This window comes from Amycolatopsis sp. NPDC114484 (assembly GCF_055633755.1).
Genome location: NZ_JBVKDQ010000014.1, coordinates 84,601 through 104,680, shown reverse-complemented (window position 1 = coordinate 104,680; position 20,080 = coordinate 84,601). Strand labels below are relative to the sequence as shown.

Sequence of the window (20,080 nt, the reverse complement as noted above, 5' to 3'; positions counted from 1 at the left end):
TCTGGTCGGGTTCTCCGGATATGACGGACTGGCATGCCAGACCGCCGACGTCGCCGCGGATGCCCTTCGTTCGGCCGATACGACAGAGCACGGGGAGACTGCGGACTTACGGTAAGCGCCGGTCTACGGGTTGTCGCCGCGTTGTTCCCTTCTGAACACCAGCGCGCGGACGGCGGGGCAAGCGGCTCCTCCACCTGGGGGCGCTGAGCTGCGGCAACGCTTTCCGCCGGATCCGGTTACGCACGATTGCCCGTTCAGGCACCGCTGTTGCCCGGGTTCGCGGTTCGCGCTCATGCGAGCGGAAGTCGGGAGTGGACCCCGCCCAGTCCGCTGTGGACAGAGCATTCGGGCCGCTGTCGGTGAGGGGAACCCTGAGGGAAGCAGATTCCCTCAGGGTTCCCCTGACGGCTCGGCTCAGTACTTGAGCGTGAAGGCGAAGTCTCCGGAGAGCTTGCCGCCCAGCCGGACCCCCGACACGACCTTCCCCTCGGCGAGCAGCCGCTCCACCTCGGTCCGGGCGAGACCGCAGCCCTCGGCGATCAGCCGCACCGGCCGGACCGGGATCCGGGCCGCGAAGCCGACCGAGACGTCGATCGCGTCCTGGTCCAAGTGGTCCGAACCACCGGTGTCGAGCCGCCAGGCGCCGTCCCAGTCGAGGGCGACGCGGTTGCGCCGCTGCAGGACCGGATCCCGCAGCAGCTCGGCGGCCAGGCCCGGATCGTTGTGGTGCAAGCGATCCAGCAGTTCCGGACGGACCGAGCGCACCTTGGCCCGTTCGAACACAGTGAGTTTCGCCGTTTCCCCGCAGCCAGTGCAGAGCACGAGGAGCCAGGCGTCGATGAGTTTGTGGTTGGCGTTGACCCGGAACTTGCCGTCGGCCCGGAAACGCTCGGACGGGCACGTGTGGCAGCGCCGCCGGACGAGCGGCAGGCAAGTGGGCAGGACTTTCCAGTTATAGAGCACAGGAGTACACCGATTCCAGTGAGAATTCCGCAGCACGAAGAAGCGCGGCGCACAACGCGGCGCGCGACGGGATCAGAGCTTGGGATGCCTCACGCGATGTACAACGGCACGTCCTTGCCTGGCCGACACTGGCCGGGCGAGATTAACCGCGGGCCCGGGCGCGGCTCCACTGGTTTTCCGGCCTGGCGTGGCGGGCTAGGCGTTGAGATAGGCGAGCACGGCCCGCACCCGCCGGTGGTCGCCGGTGCCCGCGGACAGCCCCAGCCGGGCGAAGATGTTGCCCACGTGCTTGTTCACCGACGTTTCCGCGATGAACAGCTTCCCGGCGATCGCGCCGTTGCCGTGGCCCTCGGCCATCAGCGCGAGCACCTCGCGTTCACGGGGGCTGAGCACGTCGAGGGCGTTCGCGGCGCGCCGGCGCGCCATCAGCTGCGAGACGACCTCCGGGTCCATCACCGTGCCGCCGGCGGCGACCCGGTCCATGGCGTCGAGGAACTCCTCGATCCGCCCGACCCGGTCCTTCAGCAGGTAGCCGACCCCGGACGCGCCGCTGGCCAGCAGTTCGGCCGCGTAGGCGTGCTCGACGTACTGCGACAGCATCAGCACCGGCAGGCCCGGGATCTCCTCGCGCGCCGCGGCGGCCGCCCGCAGCCCCTCGTCGGTGAAGCCCGGCGGCAGCCGGACGTCCAGCACGGCGAGGTCGGGCCGGTGCTCCAGCAGCGCGGGCAGCACGTCCGGCCCGCGCTCCAGCACGGCGCGCACCTCGTGCCCGACCGTGGACAGCATCAACGCCAGTCCTTCCCGGATGAAGGCGTTGTCGTCGGCGATCACGACACGCACGGCAGCTCCGCCCGCAGCACCGTCGGCCCGCCTTCGGGACTGCTCAGCCCAAACCCGCCGTCGAAGGCCGCGACCCGGCGCCGGATCCCGGCCGGCCCGGTGCCGAAGTTCTCCGCCGCGCCGCCTTTTCCGTTGTCCCGCACGGTGATCCTGATCCTTTCCCGGTCGAGCGAGAGCGTAATCCACGCCCGGTCGGCCCCGCTGTGCTTGGCGATGTTCGTCAGTGCCTCGGCGACCACGAAGTAGGCCGCCGCCTCTACCGCCATCGGGGCCTGGCCGGTGCCGGAGACATCGACCTCGACCGGGATCGCGCTGCTCGCCGCGAGCGCCCGCACCGCGCCGCCCAGGCCGCGGTCGGTCAGCAGCGGCGGGTAGATCCCGCGGACGATCGTGCGCAGCGACGCCAGCGAATGCTCGGTCAGCTCCTGCGCGTCATCGACCAGGCCGAGCGCGTTGTCCGGCTGATTCCGCAGGGCGTGCTTGATCAATCCGAGCCGGAGCGAGATGGCGACGAGCCCGGCCTGGGTGCCGTCGTGCAGGTCCCGCTCGATCCGGCGCAGCTCGGCTCCGTGCGCTTCGAGGGCCTCGGCGCGGGTGACCGTCAGCTCTTCGATCCGGCGGGTCTGCCTGCTGCCGCGCGGCGGGCGCAGCAACGCCCGGGCGAGCATCGCGTGCCCGCGGGCCAGGAGCGGCGCCAGGAGGAGCAGCCCGATCGCGTACCCCAGGCCGATTCCGGTCGCGCCGAATGCTTCTGCCCAGCTGGTGACCGGCCGGAACGTGAGGTGCGCGGCAGGCGGCAGGAGGGTCCACCAGATCGGCGCGGTCCCCCAGCAGAGCGCGCCGGACAGCAGGCTCAGCCCGAGGAAACACAGCGGGGTGCCGACCACGGTGTTGGCCGCGAGGAACGCCAGGTCCTTCCAGACCGCCCGGTCCTTGAGAACGCCGAGCGGCGAACCGGGCACTGCGTACTTCTCGCCGACTGGCGTGCCCAGCAGCCGTTCGACCCGTTTCCGTTGCGCGCGGGCGAACCGGCGCACCAGCGGGACGAGGAAGACCAGCAACGGAAGCCCGATCCCGACCAGGCTCAGCAGCAGGCTGCCCGCGGTCAGCCAGAAGAGCAGCAGGCCGCCGAGACCGACCGCGGCGCCGACGGCGAGATAGCGGAAGGAAACCCCGAACCCGGCGAGGTAGTTCCGGACGCTGGACCGGTTCGCGCGCGCCGGCTCCATCCGTCCCCCTCCCGCAGCTCTCAGGTGCAGTTTTCTGCACCTGAGAGCTGCAGGATACGTGCTGTCCGGCGGGTTCCCGGATCCGTAGCGTCCGGGAAAAGCAAGATCACCGCACCCGGAGGACGAAGTGGCACGCGAGAAACGGCAACGCCCGGCACCGGCCGGGACCGGAGGCCCGCCGGACGACGTGGTTTCGCTGCGCTCGGTGCGCAAGACCTACGGCTCCGGCGCGGGCGAGGTGACCGCGTTGCGTGACCTGACCGTCCGGTTCGGCCGAGGATCGTTCACCGCGGTGATGGGCCCGTCCGGCGCGGGCAAGAGCACCTTCCTGCACTGCGCCGCCGGGCTCGACCGGCCGGCCGGCGGAACGGTGCTGCTCGGCGGCACCGACCTCGCCGGATTGGACGAGACCGCGCTGACCGTGCTTCGCCGCGAGCGGGTCGGGTTCGTCTTCCAGGCCTACAACCTGCTGGCGTCGCTGACCGCCGCGGACAACATCTCGCTCCCGATGCGGATGGCCGGGCTGGCTCCAGACCAAGCCTGGCTGGAGGAGGTCGTGCGGCGCGTCGGGCTCGCCGGCCGGCTGGACCGGCGCCCGGCCCAGTTGTCCGGCGGCCAGCAGCAGCGGGTGGCGATCGCCCGCGCGCTCGCGCCGCGGCCGGAGGTGGTGTTCGCCGACGAGCCGACCGGCGCGCTCGACACACGTACCGGCCGTCAGGTGCTCGAGCTGTTGCGGCAGCTCGTGGACGAGACGGGCCAGACGGTGATCATGGTGACGCACGATCCGGTGGCCGCGTCCTACGCGCACCGCGTGGTCTTCCTGGCCGACGGCGCGCTCGCCGACGAGATGACCGAGCCCTCCTCGGACCGCGTGGCCGAGCGGATGACCACGCTCGGGGAGTGGTGAGCGATGTTCGAACTCGCGGTCAAAACGCTGCGCGGGCGCGCCTCCGGTTTCGCCGGCGCGTTCGTCGCTCTTCTGGGCGCGGCCATGCTGGTCACCGCGTTCGGCATTCTCCTGCAGTCCGGAGCGGAAACCGGGGTGGCGCCGCAGCGGTACGCCGGCGTCCCGGTGGTCGTCGGCGGCGCGAAATCGTTCGAGGTTCAGGAAAACGGCAAGACCAAGTCCAAGACGCTCAAGGAACCGGCGCCGCTGACGCGCGAGACCGTGCGGAAGATCGCCGGGACCGACGGCGTGGGCTCGGTGGTGCCGGACGTGAGTTTTCCCGCCGTGCTGTCGGCCGACGGCACGACACCGGCCGGACATCCGTGGTCGAGCGCCCGGCTGGGTCCGTTCGATCTCGTGGCCGGCCGCGAACCGCAGCGGCCGGGGGAGGTGGTGCTGGACGCCGGACTGGCCAGGGAACCTGGAGCTGTGGTCCGGATCCAGACGACCAAAGCCGCGACCGGCTACCGCGTCGCAGGCGTCGCTAAACTGTCCGGTGTGGACGGAGAACTCCGCGCCCCGGCCGTGTTTTTCACCGATGCCGAAGCGGAAAGCCTGGCCGGGCGCGGAGACCGGGTGGACGCCGTCGGGGTTTTTCCCCGGCCTGGCGTCGATCCCGATGAACTGGCCGACCGGCTGACCTCGCGGTTGGGCTCCGCCGGAGAGGTGACCAAGGGAGACGACCGGAGCCGCATCGAAAACCCCGACGTCGCCTCAGCAAGCAGCTCTCTGCAGGAGATCGCGGGTTCGCTCGGCGGCACCGTGATGCTGATCGCGATTCTGGTCGTGGCGAGCACTCTCGCGTTGAGCGTCCACCAGCGCCGCCGCGAATTGGCTGTGCTGCGCGCGATCGCGGCGACCCCGCGCCAGATCTGGAAAATGCTGGCGGCGGAAGCGCTGGTGCTGTCGGTCGTGGCGTCGGCGATCGGATGTCTGCCGGGAATCCTCGCCGCGCAACTACTGCGCGGTGCGCTCGTCCTGATCGGCGTCGTGCCGAGCGATTTCTCGTTCTCCGTCGGCATTCTGCCGATGCTGGTCGCCGTGCTGGCCGGGGTGGCGACGGCGCAGATCGCGACGTTCGCAGTGGCTCGGAAAGCCACGTCAGTGCGCCCGGTCGAGGCGTTGAGCGACGCCGCTGTTGAGCAGCCAGGGATCAGCGGTGGCCGTCGAACACTCGGCGTGCTGCTGTTGCTGCTCGGCTTGGCCGCCTCGCTGCTCCCGGTGTTTTTCTCCGGCGTCTTCGCCGTGGCGGGCGCGGGGAGCGGCGGGCTGGTGATGATCGTCGCGACCCTGCTGCTGGCACCTCCGATAGCGGTGTTCGCGACGCGGCTGCTGGCCAGGCCGATCACCCGGCGGTTCAAGGAATACGGCTGCCTCGCCGCCGCCAACACGCGAGCGAACGCGCGCCGGTTGGCAGCCGGGATCGGCCCGCTGGTGCTGGCGATCGGGTTCGCCTGCGTGCAGTTGTTCATTCCCGCCACCCTCGGTGCCGCGGCCGCCGACCAGGCTGACGACGGGATCACCGCGCAGTACACGCTCACCGGTGCGGCGGGCGGGCTGCCAGCCGATGCGGTCCAGGACGCCGCCGCATTGCCCGGCGCGGAGGCCGCGACCGGCGTGGCGCGCGTGCAGGTTTTCGCCTCGGCGAAGGTGCTCGATTCGCCGGAGATCTTCGACTTTCCCGCCCAGGGCATCACTGTCGACCACGCGGCCAAGACGATGGATCTTGCGGTCTCGTCAGGAAGCCTCGCTGAACTGGCTGCGGGCAAGGTCGCCATCAGCGCCAGCGCGGCGAGCACCCTCGGCGTCAAAGCCGGCGACCAGATCAAGCTGAACTTCCCGGACGGCTTCGCGGCGACCCCTGTCGTCGTCGCGATCTACCAGCGGGGCATGGGATTCGGCGACGTCACCTTGGCGCACGAGGACGTCTTCGCGCACAGCACCCGGCAGTTGGACCAGCAGATCCTGGTCCGGGCTCGCCCCGGGGCGGATCTGGAGCAGGCCTTGGCGAGCCTGTCCGCGAAGTACCCCGGATTGACCGTGTCCGCCAAGGCAGGCCTGTCCGAAGAACAACGCGACGCGGCGACTGCTTCTGTGCTGAGCAGCGCGTTGCCGTTGGTGCTGGTCTTCGCCTACATCGCCCTGGCGGTGGCGAACACCCTGGTGATGACGACGCTGGCCCGGACGCGGGAGTTCGCGCTGCTGCGGCTGGTCGGGATGACGCGGGACCAGGTGCTGAAGGTGCTGCGGATCGAGGCGCTGACGGTGGTGCTGATCGCGGTGGCGGTGGGGTCGGCGGTGCCGCTGCTCCCGTTGGCCACGGTGAGCCTCGGCCTCACCGGGTCGCCGATTCCGAGCATCCCGCCGTTGCTGTACCTCGGGATCGTCGCCGCGACCGCGCTGGTGGGAGCCGCGTCGGTGCTCGTGCCCGCGAGGTTCGCGCTGCGCGCCCGGCCGGTGGACGCGATCGGGACGCGCGAGTAGCCGGTGTGCGTCACCCGACCGCCGAGAGTTCCCCCGCTTCCTCCTCCGCCGCCTGCCGGGCGTACCGGCGCGCCATCGCCGCGCACACGATCAGCTGGATCTGGTGGAACAGCATCAGCGGCAGCACGATCAGCCCGACCTCGGCGTGCCCGAACAGCACCGTCGCCATCGGGAGGCCGCTCGCGAGGCTCTTCTTCGAACCGCAGAACATGATCGTGATCCGGTCCGCGCGGTCGAATCCGAGCAGCCTCGCGCCGCCGCTCGTCGCGCCGAGCACGGCCGCCAGCAGGACGCAGCAGACCGCGACCAGCGCCAGCAGCGGGCCGACGTCCAGCTGGTGCCAGATGCCCTCGGTCATCCCCTCGCTGAACGCGGTGTACACCACCAGCAGGATCGAACCGCGGTCGACGATCTTCAGCGGCGCGGAGTGCCGCTGCACCCAGCCGCCGATCCAGCGGCGCGCGAGCTGCCCGGCGACGAACGGCACCAGCAGCTGCAGCACGATGTCCAGCACCGCCGAACCGCTCACGCCCGGGCCGTCGGTGGCCAGCAGGAGCGCGACGAGCACCGGCGTCAGCACGATGCCGAGCAGGTTGGACAGCGACGCGCTGCAGATCGCCGCCGCGACGTTGCCCTTCGCGATCGAGGTGAACGCGATCGACGACTGGACGGTCGAGGGCAGCAGGCAGAGGAACAGCACCCCGGTGTACAGCGGCGACGTCAGCAGCCCGGGGGAGAGGAACGACGTGGCGAGCCCCAGCAACGGGAACAGCACGAAAGTGGCGCAGAGCACGGTGACGTGCAACCGCCAGTGCCGCATCCCCTCGACCGCTTCCTGGCTGGAAAGCCTTGCGCCGTAAAGGAAGAACAGCATCCCGACCGCGATCTTCGTCGCCGCGCCGAACCCGGTCGCGACCGCGCCGGACGCGGGCAGCAGCGAGGCGATTCCCACGGTGACGAGGATCAGGGCGATGAAGGGGTCGATCCGCAGCTTGGCGAGCAGGGCCGAGACGGGGCGGGCGAACGAAGCGAGCACGGTGGATCTCCTTTCCCGGCCATTCTCTCGTCGGCGGCGGTCATTCGGAACCCCGATGACCGTACTGACTGCCATTGTGAAACCCGATAAGATGTGACGCATGCTGGATCCGCGGTTGTGCCGTTCTTTCCTTGCTGTGGCGGAAACTCGCAGCTTCACCGCGGCGGCGAGGCGGTTGGGTGTGGGGCAGCCCACCATCAGCCAGCACATCCGGCGGCTCGAGTCCGAGGCCGGCGGGCTGCTGTTCGCCCGGGACACGCACGCGGTCGACCTGACCGCGCGCGGGCAGGCGATGCTCGGGTTCGCGCAGACCATTGTGGACACCGAGGAACGCGCGGCCCGGCATTTCCGCGGCGCGCAGGTGCGCGGCCGGGTCCGGTTCGGCGTGTCCGAGGACTTCGCGCTCGGCGAGCTGCCGGAGATCCTGCGGCGGCTGCGGGAAAGCCATCCGCTGGTGGACGTCGAACTGCACGTCGAACTGTCCGATGTGCTCGCCCGCCGGATCGCCGACGGACGTCTCGACCTGGTGCTCGGCAAACGCCGCCCGGGCGCGCCCGGCCCGGGACGGCTGCTGCGCCGGGAACCGCTGGTGTGGATCGGCTCGGCGGCGACGGACCTCGCCCCGGGCCATCCGGTGCCGCTGGTGCAGTACCCGATGCCGTCGGTCACCCGGCAGCTCGCGGTGGAAACGCTGGAACGCGCGGGCCTGGAATGGCGGGCGGCCTGCCTGACGTCCAGCCTGACCGGCCTGCGCGCGGCGGCGGCCGCCGGGCTGGGGATCACGGTGCACGCGCGGAGCCTGGTGCCGTCGGATCTGGTCGAATTGCCTGCCGAGCTCGGCCTTCCGGACCCGGGTGACGTCGATTTCATCCTGCTGTCGAGGGACGGCAGCGAGGGGCCGGTCGCCGCGCTGGCCGAGTTCGTGGTGGCGCGGATCGGCTCAGCGGCGTCGTCGTTCGAGGGCTGAGCGGAGCCGCAACAGCGCGCGGTGCTGCGCCACCCGGACCGCGCCGGGGGTGGAGCTGACCGCTTCGGCCGCTTCCTCGGCGGACAGCCCGACGACGACCCGCAGCAGCACGATCTCCCGCTGGCGTTCCGGCAACAGCTGCAGCAGCCGGGCCAGCTGCCGGTTCAGTTCCGCGCGCAACGCCCGTTCCTCCGGCCCGTCGGCGAGATCGACCGTCTCCGGCAACTCCGCCGTCGCGTCAGTCCGGTTGCGCGCGTGCGCCCGGTGCGCGTCAGCCACCTTGTGCTGCGCGATCCCGTAAACGAACGCGAGGAACGGCCGCCCCTGATGCCGGTAACCGGGCAGCGCGGTCAGCAGCGCCAGGCAGACTTCCTGCGCCACGTCGTCCGCCGAGGTATACGCGTCGGCCCCGCCGAGCCGGGCCCGGCAGTAGCGCACGATCAGCGGCTGGACCGCGGCGAGCAGGTCCTGCGCCGCGTCCGGATCACCGTCGACCGCGGCGCGCACCGGGCCGTCGAAACCGAACCGGCCGGCCGGAACTCGCGGTGCGGCCAACGCGGTCGCCTCGGTTTTCACCCGGGTCAGCGCTTCTTCGACGTCGAGCGCCGAGCGCAGCGCGCCGACCAGTGCGGCGTCGGCTTCGCGCAGTGCGGTCATCAGGGCCTCCTCGCGCCCGGCGAGGCCGAGCCGGTGTTTCAGCCGTTCCCGTGCGTGCCGCAGGTTCGAGCGGACGGTGGTGGCCGCCATGCCGAGCGCCGAGGCGATCGCCGCGGGCGAGAACCCGTCGAGCGACCAGGTCAGCACCGTGCGCTGGGTTTCCGGCAGGGTCGAGAGCAGTTCGACCCCCCGCGCGTTCCGCTCCACGGCCGCGGCCAGCCGGTCGCCCGGCGGGTCCGCGGCCGGGTCGCCGCCGTCGAACCAGGTCTGCTCGGCGGCGAGCCGGGCGGCGGTCAGCCGCACCGCCACACGCGGGTCGCCCGCGGGCGGCCACGTCCCGGTCTCCTGGACGAACGCCTCCACCGCCACCTCGCGCGCGGTGCGCGGCCCGAGCCCGCCCGCGCACAGGAACGCCACGAGGCGAGGGAAATCACCGCGAAAGAAGCCGTCGAACCCCGCCACGCGCACCCCCTCCCGAACCCGGACCTGTCGAACAGGTGCGGTGACGCGCCCGTGGGATGTAACGATCCGATCACGGAAATGTGGTTAGAACGGGGACTGGCGGGTACCTGACTCGGACGGACGCCTCGCGAACCGACGCGGCGGAAGGGGGAAACGGTGTGCGGAAAAGGAAAACCCGGACTCTTCGGGGCCCCGGACGGCGGGCGAGGGGCCCGTAGCACGGACCGGCGGCAACCGCGTCCGCGATGTGAGCTGAATCGAAATTTCGCGCGCGGGCGGTGATCGGTGGTAACTTGGAAAGCCGGTCGTCCGCCGGGTCCTTCGCGGCCCGGGGCGGTTCGGCCGAAAAGCCCACCGAACACCCTCCGAAGGCATGGCGTGCCCGTGCGCGCGGAGAAGTCGGTTGACCACGGTTCGACAATGAGGACAGGAGGTGAAAAGCAACAATGGAACTCACGGCCACCAGCTGGCTCGCCCGCGCGGCGTGCCAGGACGAGGACCCGGAACTGTTCTTCCCGATTTCCGACATGGGTCCGGGGGCGCAGCAGGTCGCGAAGGCCAAGGCGGTCTGCGCGCGATGCCCGGTCCGCGCGGAATGCCTTTCCTATGCTCTCGACAACGGTCTCGGCAACGGGATCTTCGGGGGAACTACCGAGGTTGAGCGCCGGAAGCTGGTGCGAACCGGCTCCGCCGCCGCACAGCATCGAGTCGCCTGACCGCGAGCCGGTGACCATTTCCCGGCGGCGAGGGCGCTAGCAGTTTCCCCCACCACGACCGGCGCGAAGCCCGGAACTCGGTGGTGCCGCCCGGGCGGTGATCGCACAACAGCGATCACCGCCCGGGCGTTTTTGCCGATCCGGCCGGAAGCAGGCGGACACGGTCCGCCGCCGATCTGCTCGTGGCGACGGTTTCCGCCGTGGCGGCAGTCGGATTAGCGACCATCGGCACAGTATTCTTCGAACGTTTCGGCGAGTCCGTACGGCGCCAATGCGGCGGTTTCGAACGCGGCCATCGCCGTGACCAGTCCTTTTCGCACAGTGAGGACGCAGACGCCGAAAGCGCGATAAACCGATTCGCCGGGCGCGCGCAGATATCCGGCGACGGCGGGCTGCCGGTTCGCCCGCACCGGCACCATCCGGAAACTGCCCCGGTAGTGCGGCGACCGCGGATCGAAACTCGGCCCGAGCGCGCCGAGAATCCGATCGCGACTGTCGAACCACAACGAGTACGGCGGCATCACCGCACGCGCGTCCTCGCTCAGCACAGCGGCCACGGCCTGCACGTCCGCCGACTCGTAGGCGGCGATGAACTTCCGCAGCAGCGCCGTTTCCTCGGCGGTCGTGCTTTCCGGAGCGGACCATTCGGCGCGCCGCGCGGGCAGCTTGGCGCGCAAGGTCTCCCGGCCCCGCTGCAGCGCGCTGTTCGCCGAGGCCACCGAAGTGCCCAGCAGTTCGGCGGTGTCCTTTGCGGACCAATCGAGCACGTCGCGCAGGATCAGCGCGGCACGCTGCCGCGGCGGCAGCAACTGGATAGTGGCGAGGAACGCCAGTTCGATGGTTTCCCGTTCGACGACCGCGGCGCCGGTGTCGTCCGGCGCCGCGGGGTCGAGCAGCAGGTCGGGGAACGGGCCGAGCCAGGGCACGTCGAGCGCGGAGAGCTCGCCCGCCGGGTCGGCCGCCGGACCGAGTTCGTCCGGCAGCGCCCGGCGTGGCTTCCGGGCGAGCGCGTCGAGGCAGACGTTCGTGGCGATCCGGTACAGCCACGTCCGCACGCTCGCCCGCCCGGCGAAGCCTGCACGGCCTTTCCAAGCCCGGAGAAACGCCTCCTGGGCGAGGTCCTCGGCCTCCTCGAACGAGCCGCTCATCCGGTAGCAGTGCACGCGGATCTCGCGCCGGTGCCGCATCAGCAGGGCGCCGAACTCCTCGTCGCTGGTCACCCGGGCAACGGTAGCTCAGGCCGCCTCGTCCGCCAGCCGTTCCAAGCCGCTCCTCGTCTTGAGCGGCAAGTGCTTCAGGAACGCGACCGCGACCACCACGAGCAGCGCGATCGGCGCGCTGATCAGGAACAGATCGCTCGTCGCGACGCCGTAGGCCTCCCGGATCACCGCCACGACCGGGGCGGGCAGCTGCGCCAGGTCGGGCACCTTCCCGCCGCTGCCGGACCCGGCGGCCGCGGCCGGCCCGAGCCCGTCGGCGATGAGCGTGCCGACCCGGCTGGCCAGCACCGCGCCCAGCGCGCTCACGCCGATCGACCCGCCGAGGCTGCGGAAGAACGACAGCGTCGAGGTCGCCGCGCCGAGATCGGCGGCGGGCACGTCGTTCTGCGTGACCAGCACGAGGTTCTGGTTGAGCATGCCCACGCCGACGCCGAGCACCAGCATGAACAGGCTCAGCTCCAGCGGCGAGGTGTGCGCGTCGATCAGCCCGAGCAGGCCGAGCCCCGCCGCCATCAGCACCGCGCCGAGCAGCAGGAACGGCTTCCACTTGCCGGTGCGGCTGATCAGCTGGCCGGACACGGTGGACGACACCAGCAGCCCGAAGATCATCGGCAGGCTCATCAGCCCGGCCACCGTCGGCGTTTTGCCGAGCGCCAGCTGGAAATACTGGGACAGGAACACGGTGCCGCCGAACATCGCGACCCCGACCAGGAAGCTCGCGACAGTGGCGAGCGTGACCGTGCGGTTGCGGAAGAGCGCCAGCGGCACGACCGGCTCGCGCACCTTCGACTCCACCCACACCGCGAGCACCAGCACGAGCACGCCGGCGGGCACGAGCACCGCGGTCTGCCAGGAACCCCAGGCGAAAGTCGAGCCGGCCAGCGACGACCACACCAGCAGCGTCGAAACGCCGAGCATGATCAGGAACGCGCCGAGATAGTCGACGTGCACTTGCCTGCGCAGCGTCGGCAGGTCCAAAGTGCGCTGCAGCAACAGGATCGCCGCGAGCGCGAACGGCACGCCGAGGAAGAAGCACCAGCGCCAGCCGAGCCACGAGGTGTCCACGAGCACGCCGCCGATCAGCGGGCCCGCGACCGTGCCGACGGCGAAGACCGCGCCGAAGACGCCGGAGAACTTGCCCAGCTCGCGCGGCGAGACGATGGCCGCCATGATCACCTGGGCGAGCGCGGTGAGCCCGCCGCCGCCGATGCCCTGCGCGATCCGGCTGAGGATCAGGATGTCGATGTTCTGCGCGAACCCGGCCACCAGCGAGCCGACGACGAACAACCCGAGCGAGAGCTGGATCAGCAGTTTCTTGTTGTACAGGTCGGAAAGCTTGCCCCAGAGCGGGACGGTCGCGGTCATCGCGAGCAGTTCGGTGGTGACGACCCAGGTGTAGGACGACTGGGTGCCGCCCAGTTCGGACACGATCCGCGGCAGGGCGTTCGCGACCACAGTGGACGCGAGGATGGCGACGAAAATGCCCATCATCAGGCCGGACATCGCCTGCAGCACTTGCCGGTGGCTCATCGCCGGGGAGGCCGCGGGCGGTTCCGCGGTGGACAGGGACATGGACAGTCCTTTCCGGACTCAGGGGGTCAGCGAGGGTCGGGCAGGCCGGCGGCGGCGGTGGCGGCGGCCTCGTCGAAGATCTCGAGCAGCGGCTGGGCGCCGTTCTGAGCGGCCCAGCGGCTCAGCGAGGTGTTGAGCACTCCGCCCGCCACCGCGAGCAGCAGCGACGGGAACAGGTCGTTCTCCGCGTCGGTGCCGCTGCGCCGGGCGATCGCGGCGATCATCGGATCGCGCGAGCCGGAGTTGAGCACGGTCGCCCGGATCAGCAGCGACGGATCGCCGTGGATGATCCGCAACCGGGTCAGCCACTCGTCGCGGTCCCGCTCGATGTCGGCGAGGTCGTCCCGGACGGTCGCGATGAACGCCGGAAAGGCGCCGAGGCCGGCCGGCTGCGCGGCGAACCGGGCGATCGTCTGCTCGGCCCGTTCCGCGTGGTCGGCGTACGCGAGCAGCACGGCGTCCTCTTTGACCGCGAAGTAGTTGAAGAACGTCCGCGCGGACACACCCGCCGCCGCGGCGATCTCGTCGACGGTGACCTGGTCCAGACCATGTTCGTCGATCAGCCGAAGCGCCGCGAGAGCGATGGTGCGGTGGGTTTCGAGCTTCTTGCGCTCGCGAAGGCCGGGAGGGGTCACCGGATCAGCGTAGCGAGATCTTGCAGAGTCTGCAAAGTTGCAGTTTGTGAATCAGGGCACCTCGTGCCGCCCGGGGAGAGGGCTGGCAGACTCACCCACCGTGAGCGGAACGGTGCTGGTACTAGGCGGGCGCAGCGAAATCGGGACGGCGGTGGCCGTCCGGCTGGCGCGCGGGGGCGCGAAGCGGTTCGTGCTCGCCGCGAGGCCGGGCGCGGACCTCGCGGAGCAGACAGCCGCCCTGCGAGAAGCAGGCGCGGAGACCGTCGCGACCGAGGACTTCGACGCCGACGACCTCTCCGCGCACCGCCCGCTGCTCGACCGGGTCCTCAAGGAACACGGTCCGCTCGAGACGGTCGTGCTGGCCTTCGGCATTCTCGGCGACCAAGCCCGCGCGGAAACCGACGCCGCGCACGCCACCGCGATCGTGCACACCGATTACGTCGCTCAGGTGTCGGTGCTCACTCACACAGCGGAACTGTTGCGCGCTCAGGGTTCCGGAAACCTGGTCGTCTTCTCGTCGGTCGCCGGGATTCGCGTGCGACGGGCGAATTACGTGTACGGCTCGGCGAAAGCGGGACTCGACGGGTTCGCTTCGGGCCTCTCGGACGCGCTCCACGGCACCGGCGTGCACCTGCTGCTCGTGCGTCCGGGCTTCGTGATCGGCCGGATGACCGAAGGAATGTCTCCCGCGCCGTTCTCCAGCACCGCCGATCAGGTCGCAGACGCGACCGTGGCCGCTTTGCGCCGCGGCCGGGAAGTCGTGTGGGTGCCGGGGCTGTTGCGCTTGGTGTTCGCGGCGATGCGGTTCGTGCCGCGCGCGGTGTGGCGGCGGATGCCGCGCTGAACTCCCTGTGCCCGAAGGGATACCGGCTGTCGCCGCGCGCTCGGCCGAACGGGCAGCATCACATCTTCGCGACAGGTTTCTCAGGCTATTCCCAGCTAACGCGGTGATCCTCGAACGCGGGGGTCGAAATCCGTCCCCGGGGAAGCGAGGAACCGGCCGTGCTGATCACGTCCCGGGGCCGCCGGATCGGCGGCCGTGCGGTGCTGGGGGTGGTGTCCATCCTGGTGCTGGGCGCCACCGGATTCGCGTGGTCGCAACTGCACCGCCTGGACACCAGCCTCGTCACCGCCGACGTCATCCCGCCCTCGGCGCAGGTTCCGGACACCCCGGCCGGCGAACCGCTCACGGTCGCGCAGAACATCTTGTTGGTGGGTCTCGATTCCCGCACCAAGCCGGACGGGACGCCGCTGCCGCAGAGCGTGCTCGACGCGCTGCACGCGGGCGGAGGAGACGACGGCGGCAACACCACCGACACGATGATCGTGGTGCACGTACCGGTCGGCGGGGCGGCGGCCACCGCGATCTCGATCCCGCGCGATTCCTATGTGGACATCCCGGGTTACGGCAAGCACAAGATCAATTCGGCCTATAGCCGGGCCCGCGCCGATCAGCGAGGAAAGCTCGCGCAGCAAGGAATGAGCGGACCGCAGCTGGAGGTGGCGGCCGACGCGGCCGGTGCGAAGTCGGCGATCGCGGCGGTGCAGAAGCTCACCGGGCTCACCGTCAACCATTACGCCGCGGTCAATCTCTCGGGGTTCGCCGCGCTGAGCCAGGCGGTCGGCGGAGTGCAGGTGTGCCTGAAGGCGCCGGTGCGCGATTCCTTCTCCGGAGCGGACTTCCCGGCGGGGGCGCAGACGATCTCGGGCACGCAGGCACTCGCCTTCGTCCGGCAGCGGCACGGCCTGCCGAACGGGGACCTGGACCGGATCGCGCGGCAGCAGGCGTTCATGTCGGCGATGGCGAAGACCGTCCTCGGCTCCGGCACCTTCACCGATCCCTCGCGGCTTTCGTCCCTTGTGGACGCTTTGGAAGGCTCGGTGACCCTTGACCACGGCTGGAACCTGTTGAGCTTCGCCGAGCAACTGCACGGCCTCAGCTCGGGCGCGATCGCGTTCGGCACGATTCCGGTGCAGAGCCTGTCGCTGGCCACCCCGTCCGACGGGGACGCGGTGAAGGTGGACCCGGCGCAGGTGAAGCAGTTCGTGCAGGCGCAGATCAGCTCGCCGGACGTCTCGGCGTCCGGGGGAGCGGGCGACTCGGGCACGGTCCATCCGTCGTCGAGCGGCGGCGCGGTGCGGCCGATCGCGGAGACCGCGACGCCGACGCCGCCGGCGGGCACTCCGGCACAGCCGAAGATGACGACCGCCAGCGGGTGCGTGAACTGACCGGCTTTCAGGCCAGCGGCAGCGTGATGGTGAACGCGGCGCCGCCTTCGGGAGCCGGTCCCGCCGTCAACGTCCCGCCCATCCGCGTCACCAGCCCGTGCGCCAGAGCCAATCCGATGCCGGAGCCCACCGGGCGGCTGTCGCGGTACCGGGCATTGAGCACGCCGCGTTCGAAAGCCACCGGGTAGTCCTCCGGCGCGAGCCCCGGGCCGCCGTCTCGGACCGACAGGTGCGCGTGGCCGTCCGCGACCGCCAGCGCGAACACCATCGGCGCACCGGCGGGCGTGACGCGCAAAGCGTTCTCCGCCAGACCGTCCACGACCTGGTGCAACCGGCGGGCATCGGCGGTCACCATGGCGGCTTCAGGGGGAGACTGCACGGTCAGCGGGACGTCCGAGCGGGCGCAGCGCAGTTGCCACACCTCCGCGCAGTCCCGGACCAGCGCGGCGAAGTCGAAAACATCCAGGTCGAGCTGGAATTCGTCGGCCCCGAGCCGGGCGAGTTCCAGCAGATCGGAGACGAGCCGTTCCAGGCGTTGCGCCTCGCGGTGGATCGTCTCGCCGGCGCGGCGGGCGTCCGGGCCCTCGGCGACCCCGTCGGCGATCGCCTCGGCGAAACCGGTCACAGCGGTCAGCGGGGTGCGAAGTTCGTGCGACACCGAAAGCAGGAATTCCCGTTGGCGGGCTTCGCTCCGGGCCAGCGCGTCGGCGAGCTCGTTCAGCGAGCCCGCGACCTGGGCGACTTCGACGGGGCCTTCCACCGGCACCCGGATGTCGCGTCGACCGGCGCTGAGACTTCCCGCGGCGGCGGCCGCGCGGCGGAGCGGGCGGCCGAGCAACCGCCCGGAGACGTATCCGGCGATGGCGGCGACCAGAAGCCCGATGCCGAGGGCCAGAAGAATGTTGCGCAGCAACGCATGTTGCGTCGCCTCCGCGCTGCGGACCGGCTGCACGAGCGCGAACGCCGCCTGCGGGCCGACCGGGCGCACCTCCACGAGGTAGTCGACATTGCCGATCGCGACCCGCGTCGAATGGTCCTTCCCGGACGTGAGCCCGGCCCGTTCCGCCGCGCGCACCGCGGTCGCCTGCCCGGAATTCTGGCCGCTGGCCCGGTGCACGACGACCTCGATGCCTTGCCCCCGCACGACCGCGGCCGCCTTGCCGATCGCGAGCCGGTTGCCGATGCCGGTGTCGTCGAGCTGCCCGGCGATGACGTCGGCCTGGTCCCGCAACGACTGCTGCAGCACCGAATCCGCGGTGGTGCGGACCAATCTGGACGCGACCAGCCCGGCGACGAGCACCGCGATCCCGGCGACGGCCAGGCACACCACGGTGATCCGGAGCGCGAGCGTGCTTTTCATCCGGCGTCCGCGGCGTATCCGATGCCCCGCACTGTCCGGATCGGACTGTCGTCGCCGAGTTTCGCCCGCAGCTGCGCGACATGCACGTCGACGGTGCGGGTCCCGGCCGCGGCGGCGTAGCCCCAGACCGCGCTGAGCAGCTGATCGCGCGAGAGGACCTGGCCGGGATGCCGCAGCAGGTGGGCGAGCAGGTCGAATTCGGTGGAGGTGAGCGTGATCTCGGCCTCGCCCGCCCAAGCGCGGCGGCCGGGCACGTCGACGCGCACGCCGCCGCAAGCGAGTGTCGTGGACGGACTGCCGGACGCTCGGCGCAGCACAGTCCGTACGCGGGCGGCGAGTTCGCGCGGGCTGAACGGTTTGGTGAGGTAGTCGTCCGCGCCGATTTCCAAGCCCAGCAAGCGATCCAGCTCGTCGTCGCGGGCCGTCACGAACAGCACCGGCGTCCAGTCGCCCGCCGCGCGCAGTGCGCGGCAGATCTCGATACCGTCCATTCCGGACAGTCCGATGTCGAGCACCACGGCGACCGGCCGCGACCGGCGGATCGCCGCGAGCGCCTTCGCGCCGTCCGGCTCGACCTCCACCCCGAACCCGTCGCGCCGCAGGTACAGCGCGGCGAGCTCGGCGATCGCGGTCTCGTCCTCCACGACGAGGACGAGACCGCGGCCAGCTGACCCCATGCGGGCTCCCGTTCCTCCGGCAGGCTACGTCGGGGGAGACGGTACGCGCGTCACCGCGACCCGTCGCCCGCCATGTCGGACTGGATCGAGTCCAGCGTGGACTGGACGCTGCTCAGATCGCCGTTCGGCGCCGCCCCCGACGACGGCGCCGAACCGTTGTCGCACGCCGCGCAGCCGAGCCCGGCGACGACAGCCGCGGCGGCGAACGCGATCAGCCGCTTCACTTGGGCGCCTGACAGTGCGCGGCGGCGAACGCGTCGAGCTGCTTCGTCGCGTTCGCCAGCTCCCCGATCCGGCTCTGCCGCTTGTCCGCGCGCTTCTGCAGCCGGTCGGCCTGTGCGCTGTGCCCCTTCGTGCGGGCGTCGTTCGCGCGCGCCTTGAGATTCGCGACCGACCCGGAGACCTCCGGTCCGCCGTTGATCCGGTTGGTCAGGTTCTGGGCCTGTTTGCGCAGTTTCGGCACCCAAGCCGTGCACATCTGCTGCACCTCCTGGGGGCTCAGCGTGACCGGAGCCGGCGCCGGAGCCTGCGTATCGGCGCTGGCGATCGGCGCGGCCACGAGCAGTCCGGCCGCGATCCCGCAGCCCGCCAGTGCCAGCCGCCTTGTTCCTCGCATCGTTCTCGTCCTCCCGTGTCGGTGTCCTCGAGAGCACTGTCGCGCGCGGGTGTACGAGGGGTGTGGGACGAATGTTCGGGTTCGGTAAAGCCTGCCGACCCGGGGGAGTGTTACTCTCTTGCGGAGAGTGAGGAGGCCGCCGTGCTGGGAAATCCGTACGACCGAGACTGCCCGACGCGCCAGTTGCTCGACCGGATCGGCGACCAGTGGACGGTGCTGATCGTCGGCGCCCTGGTGGACGGCCCGCTGCGGTTCACCGAGATCGGCAAGCGAGTCGAGGGCATCTCGCAGAAGGTCCTGACGCAGACGCTGCGCAGCCTGGTCCGCGACGGCATCCTGACCCGCACCGCGTACCCGGTGATCCCGCCGAAGGTCGAGTACGAACTGACCCAGCTGGGCCGCAACCTGGCCGAACCGCTGGAACTGCTGGACCGCTGGGCACGCCGGAACATGGACCAGGTGACGGCCGCGCGAGCGGCTTACGACGCGGAGAACGCGGCTACGGCTTCTTGAGCTGCGATCGCGTTTCTAGCCGACCGGCAATTGGCGACTCTGTCATCAGGGCACCTGCTGCCCCACAGTGTGCCGTTACGCTGCTTTGCGAGCTGTAATCGACGGCACGGCGAGAATCGGACGGTACGGATGGCCGGGCGAGAATCGGACGGTGTCGACCGTTCAGGCGACGGGCGGACTGGCGAAGTACAGCAGGCCGCCGAGGTAGACCCGCCCTGGGAAGGCCTGACCGGTGCCGACCTCCACGCCGCTTGCATGGAAGCGGCGCAGGGCGGTGATCGGCGCGCCATGGCGAAGCTTGTCGACGAGCTGACGCCGCTTGTGTGGCACGTCGCGCGCGCCAACGGGCTCGACCGGCAGCTGGCCGAGGATGTGGTCCAGACCGTGTGGATTACCTTGTACCAGCAGCTCGCGAAGCTGCCTGATCCCCGCGCGCTCGCCGCTTGGCTGATCACCACGACTCGCCGCGCGGCGATCAGCTCGTACGGCGGGCGCGCTCGGCCGGTGCCGTTGTATGACGAGGTCGCCGCGACCCTTGAGAGCGATCATCCCGCGTCTGAGGGGGAAGCCGTCCGCGCCGACCGGCACCGTCGGGTCTGGCGCGCCTTCCTCCGGCTGCCCGCGCGCTGCCAGGAGCTGCTGCGGCTGACCGTCCTCGCCGGCCGCGCCGAATACCGCGCGGTCGCCGAGGCTATGCAGATGCCGCGCGGCAGCGTGGGGCCCACCAGGGGCCGCTGCCTCGACTCGATGCGCGATCTGCTCGCAGAAGAAGGGACCGGCCAACCGTCGGCCGAGGGACCGTGGGATCGATCGCCGGGGACCGCCGCCTCGAAGCCCAGCGACGTGGCTGCCCTCGGCGACCACGTCATCCGGGTGCAGGACCATGCCAGCTTCGTCTACGTCGCCGGGAACGACCACGCGGCAGCGCGACGGCTCGCCGAGGCACTCGCCGGCCTTC

General features: G+C 70.8%; 19 protein-coding genes and 2 pseudogenes. 8 read left to right on the top strand and 13 right to left on the bottom strand.

Features of this window, described 5'->3' with window-relative positions; translation table 11 throughout:
- Window positions 1-414: 414 nt before the first annotated feature.
- The 3 genes from ACZ7SW_RS30090 to ACZ7SW_RS30080 form a co-directional block, all read right to left on the bottom strand.
- Window positions 415-963: a DUF1062 domain-containing protein gene (locus tag ACZ7SW_RS30090; protein ID WP_470233730.1), complete on the bottom strand. Its 549-nt coding sequence runs from the start codon at window positions 961-963 to the stop codon at window positions 415-417.
- A 195-nt stretch (window positions 964-1,158) separates the two neighbouring features.
- Complete coding sequence (locus tag ACZ7SW_RS30085) at window positions 1,159-1,803, bottom strand: LuxR C-terminal-related transcriptional regulator (protein WP_470233729.1); 645 nt, start codon at window positions 1,801-1,803, stop codon at window positions 1,159-1,161.
- The gene (locus ACZ7SW_RS30080) at window positions 1,791-3,032 is read right to left on the bottom strand and encodes a sensor histidine kinase (protein ID WP_470233728.1); all 1,242 of its coding nucleotides are present in this window, start codon (window positions 3,030-3,032) and stop codon (window positions 1,791-1,793) included. The genes ACZ7SW_RS30085 and ACZ7SW_RS30080 overlap by 13 nt, the downstream gene beginning before the upstream one ends.
- A 187-nt stretch (window positions 3,033-3,219) precedes the next feature.
- Here ACZ7SW_RS30080 and ACZ7SW_RS30075 point away from each other — a divergent pair, with 187 nt between their 5' ends.
- Window positions 3,220-3,939, top strand: coding sequence for an ABC transporter ATP-binding protein (locus tag ACZ7SW_RS30075; RefSeq protein WP_470233857.1), 720 nt, complete (start codon window positions 3,220-3,222; stop codon window positions 3,937-3,939).
- 3 nt (window positions 3,940-3,942) lie between these two features.
- Window positions 3,943-6,462, top strand: coding sequence for an ABC transporter permease (locus ACZ7SW_RS30070; RefSeq protein WP_470233727.1), 2,520 nt, complete (start codon window positions 3,943-3,945; stop codon window positions 6,460-6,462).
- A 10-nt stretch (window positions 6,463-6,472) separates the two neighbouring features.
- Here ACZ7SW_RS30070 and ACZ7SW_RS30065 read toward each other — a convergent pair whose 3' ends face one another.
- Window positions 6,473-7,498: a bile acid:sodium symporter family protein gene (locus tag ACZ7SW_RS30065; protein WP_470233726.1), complete on the bottom strand. Its 1,026-nt coding sequence runs from the start codon at window positions 7,496-7,498 to the stop codon at window positions 6,473-6,475.
- A 100-nt stretch (window positions 7,499-7,598) separates the two neighbouring features.
- On the opposite strand from ACZ7SW_RS30065, the gene ACZ7SW_RS30060 reads away from it, so the two are divergent.
- On the top strand, window positions 7,599-8,465 hold the full coding sequence (locus tag ACZ7SW_RS30060) for a LysR substrate-binding domain-containing protein (protein ID WP_470233725.1): 867 nt from the start codon (window positions 7,599-7,601) through the stop codon (window positions 8,463-8,465).
- Here ACZ7SW_RS30060 and shbA read toward each other — a convergent pair.
- Both shbA and ACZ7SW_RS30050 read right to left on the bottom strand, forming a co-directional pair.
- Window positions 8,439-9,122 carry an RNA polymerase sigma factor ShbA gene (gene shbA / locus ACZ7SW_RS30055; protein ID WP_470233856.1) on the bottom strand — a complete coding sequence of 228 codons (684 nt, stop codon included), beginning with the start codon at window positions 9,120-9,122 and terminating at the stop codon, window positions 8,439-8,441. The two genes, ACZ7SW_RS30060 and shbA, sit on opposite strands and share 27 nt — an antisense overlap.
- 51 nt (window positions 9,123-9,173) lie before the next feature.
- Window positions 9,174-9,329: pseudogene (locus ACZ7SW_RS30050) on the bottom strand (sigma factor-like helix-turn-helix DNA-binding protein); the annotation flags it as partial.
- A 701-nt stretch (window positions 9,330-10,030) separates the two neighbouring features.
- Here ACZ7SW_RS30050 and ACZ7SW_RS30045 point away from each other — a divergent pair.
- Window positions 10,031-10,300 (top strand): WhiB family transcriptional regulator, encoded by a 270-nt coding sequence (locus ACZ7SW_RS30045; RefSeq protein WP_470233724.1) that lies wholly within the window; start codon window positions 10,031-10,033, stop codon window positions 10,298-10,300.
- A gap of 215 nt (window positions 10,301-10,515) precedes the next feature.
- Here ACZ7SW_RS30045 and ACZ7SW_RS30040 read toward each other — a convergent pair whose 3' ends face one another.
- The 3 genes from ACZ7SW_RS30040 to ACZ7SW_RS30030 are packed head-to-tail and all read right to left on the bottom strand — an operon-like array spanning window position 10,516 to window position 13,727.
- On the bottom strand, window positions 10,516-11,520 hold the full coding sequence (locus tag ACZ7SW_RS30040) for an RNA polymerase subunit sigma-70 (protein ID WP_470233723.1): 1,005 nt from the start codon (window positions 11,518-11,520) through the stop codon (window positions 10,516-10,518).
- Between the two features lie 15 nt (window positions 11,521-11,535).
- Entirely contained in the window at window positions 11,536-13,092 is a 1,557-nt protein-coding gene (locus ACZ7SW_RS30035; RefSeq protein WP_470233722.1) for an MDR family MFS transporter, read from the bottom strand.
- 26 nt (window positions 13,093-13,118) lie between these two features.
- The gene (locus ACZ7SW_RS30030; RefSeq protein WP_470233721.1) at window positions 13,119-13,727 is read right to left on the bottom strand and encodes a TetR/AcrR family transcriptional regulator; all 609 of its coding nucleotides are present in this window, start codon (window positions 13,725-13,727) and stop codon (window positions 13,119-13,121) included.
- A 100-nt stretch (window positions 13,728-13,827) separates the two neighbouring features.
- On the opposite strand from ACZ7SW_RS30030, the gene ACZ7SW_RS30025 reads away from it, so the two are divergent.
- Complete coding sequence (locus ACZ7SW_RS30025) at window positions 13,828-14,571, top strand: SDR family NAD(P)-dependent oxidoreductase (protein ID WP_470233720.1); 744 nt, start codon at window positions 13,828-13,830, stop codon at window positions 14,569-14,571.
- Window positions 14,572-14,729: 158 nt separating this feature from the next.
- Entirely contained in the window at window positions 14,730-15,956 is a 1,227-nt protein-coding gene (locus ACZ7SW_RS30020; protein ID WP_470233719.1) for an LCP family protein, read from the top strand.
- 7 nt (window positions 15,957-15,963) lie between these two features.
- Here ACZ7SW_RS30020 and ACZ7SW_RS30015 read toward each other — a convergent pair whose 3' ends face one another.
- From ACZ7SW_RS30015 to ACZ7SW_RS30000, 4 genes are read right to left on the bottom strand one after another with little or no spacing between them, the layout of a single operon-like run.
- A complete protein-coding gene (locus tag ACZ7SW_RS30015) occupies window positions 15,964-17,316 on the bottom strand; it encodes a sensor histidine kinase (protein WP_470233718.1) in 1,353 nt (450 codons plus the stop codon).
- The gene (locus ACZ7SW_RS30010) at window positions 17,313-17,993 is read right to left on the bottom strand and encodes a response regulator (RefSeq protein ID WP_470233717.1); all 681 of its coding nucleotides are present in this window, start codon (window positions 17,991-17,993) and stop codon (window positions 17,313-17,315) included. The genes ACZ7SW_RS30015 and ACZ7SW_RS30010 overlap by 4 nt, the downstream gene beginning before the upstream one ends.
- 50 nt (window positions 17,994-18,043) lie before the next feature.
- Complete coding sequence (locus ACZ7SW_RS30005) at window positions 18,044-18,217, bottom strand: hypothetical protein (protein WP_470233716.1); 174 nt, start codon at window positions 18,215-18,217, stop codon at window positions 18,044-18,046.
- Window positions 18,214-18,609, bottom strand: coding sequence for a hypothetical protein (locus tag ACZ7SW_RS30000; protein WP_470233715.1), 396 nt, complete (start codon window positions 18,607-18,609; stop codon window positions 18,214-18,216). The genes ACZ7SW_RS30005 and ACZ7SW_RS30000 overlap by 4 nt, the downstream gene beginning before the upstream one ends.
- A gap of 141 nt (window positions 18,610-18,750) precedes the next feature.
- Here ACZ7SW_RS30000 and ACZ7SW_RS29995 point away from each other — a divergent pair, with 141 nt between their 5' ends.
- Together ACZ7SW_RS29995 and ACZ7SW_RS29990 are read left to right on the top strand one after the other, a co-directional pair.
- Window positions 18,751-19,122: a winged helix-turn-helix transcriptional regulator gene (locus tag ACZ7SW_RS29995; RefSeq protein WP_470233714.1), complete on the top strand. Its 372-nt coding sequence runs from the start codon at window positions 18,751-18,753 to the stop codon at window positions 19,120-19,122.
- A 129-nt stretch (window positions 19,123-19,251) separates the two neighbouring features.
- A pseudogene (locus ACZ7SW_RS29990) lies at window positions 19,252-19,896 on the top strand (RNA polymerase sigma factor); the annotation flags it as partial.
- Window positions 19,897-20,080 lie beyond the last annotated feature (184 nt).

Excerpts from the sequence above, each read along its gene's own strand:
- ACZ7SW_RS30015 (WP_470233718.1), bottom strand. The coding sequence starts at position 17,316 with ATGAAAAGCACGCTCGCGCTCCGGATCACCGTGGTGTGCCTGGCCGTC.
- ACZ7SW_RS30045 (WP_470233724.1), top strand. The coding sequence starts at position 10,031 with ATGGAACTCACGGCCACCAGCTGGCTCGCCCGCGCGGCGTGCCAGGAC.
- ACZ7SW_RS30070 (WP_470233727.1), top strand. The coding sequence starts at position 3,943 with ATGTTCGAACTCGCGGTCAAAACGCTGCGCGGGCGCGCCTCCGGTTTC.
- ACZ7SW_RS30080 (WP_470233728.1), bottom strand. The coding sequence starts at position 3,032 with ATGGAGCCGGCGCGCGCGAACCGGTCCAGCGTCCGGAACTACCTCGCC.
- ACZ7SW_RS30000 (WP_470233715.1), bottom strand. The coding sequence starts at position 18,609 with ATGCGAGGAACAAGGCGGCTGGCACTGGCGGGCTGCGGGATCGCGGCC.
- ACZ7SW_RS30010 (WP_470233717.1), bottom strand. The coding sequence starts at position 17,993 with ATGGGGTCAGCTGGCCGCGGTCTCGTCCTCGTCGTGGAGGACGAGACC.
- ACZ7SW_RS30035 (WP_470233722.1), bottom strand. The coding sequence starts at position 13,092 with ATGTCCCTGTCCACCGCGGAACCGCCCGCGGCCTCCCCGGCGATGAGC.
- ACZ7SW_RS30060 (WP_470233725.1), top strand. The coding sequence starts at position 7,599 with ATGCTGGATCCGCGGTTGTGCCGTTCTTTCCTTGCTGTGGCGGAAACT.
- shbA (WP_470233856.1), bottom strand. The coding sequence starts at position 9,122 with ATGACCGCACTGCGCGAAGCCGACGCCGCACTGGTCGGCGCGCTGCGC.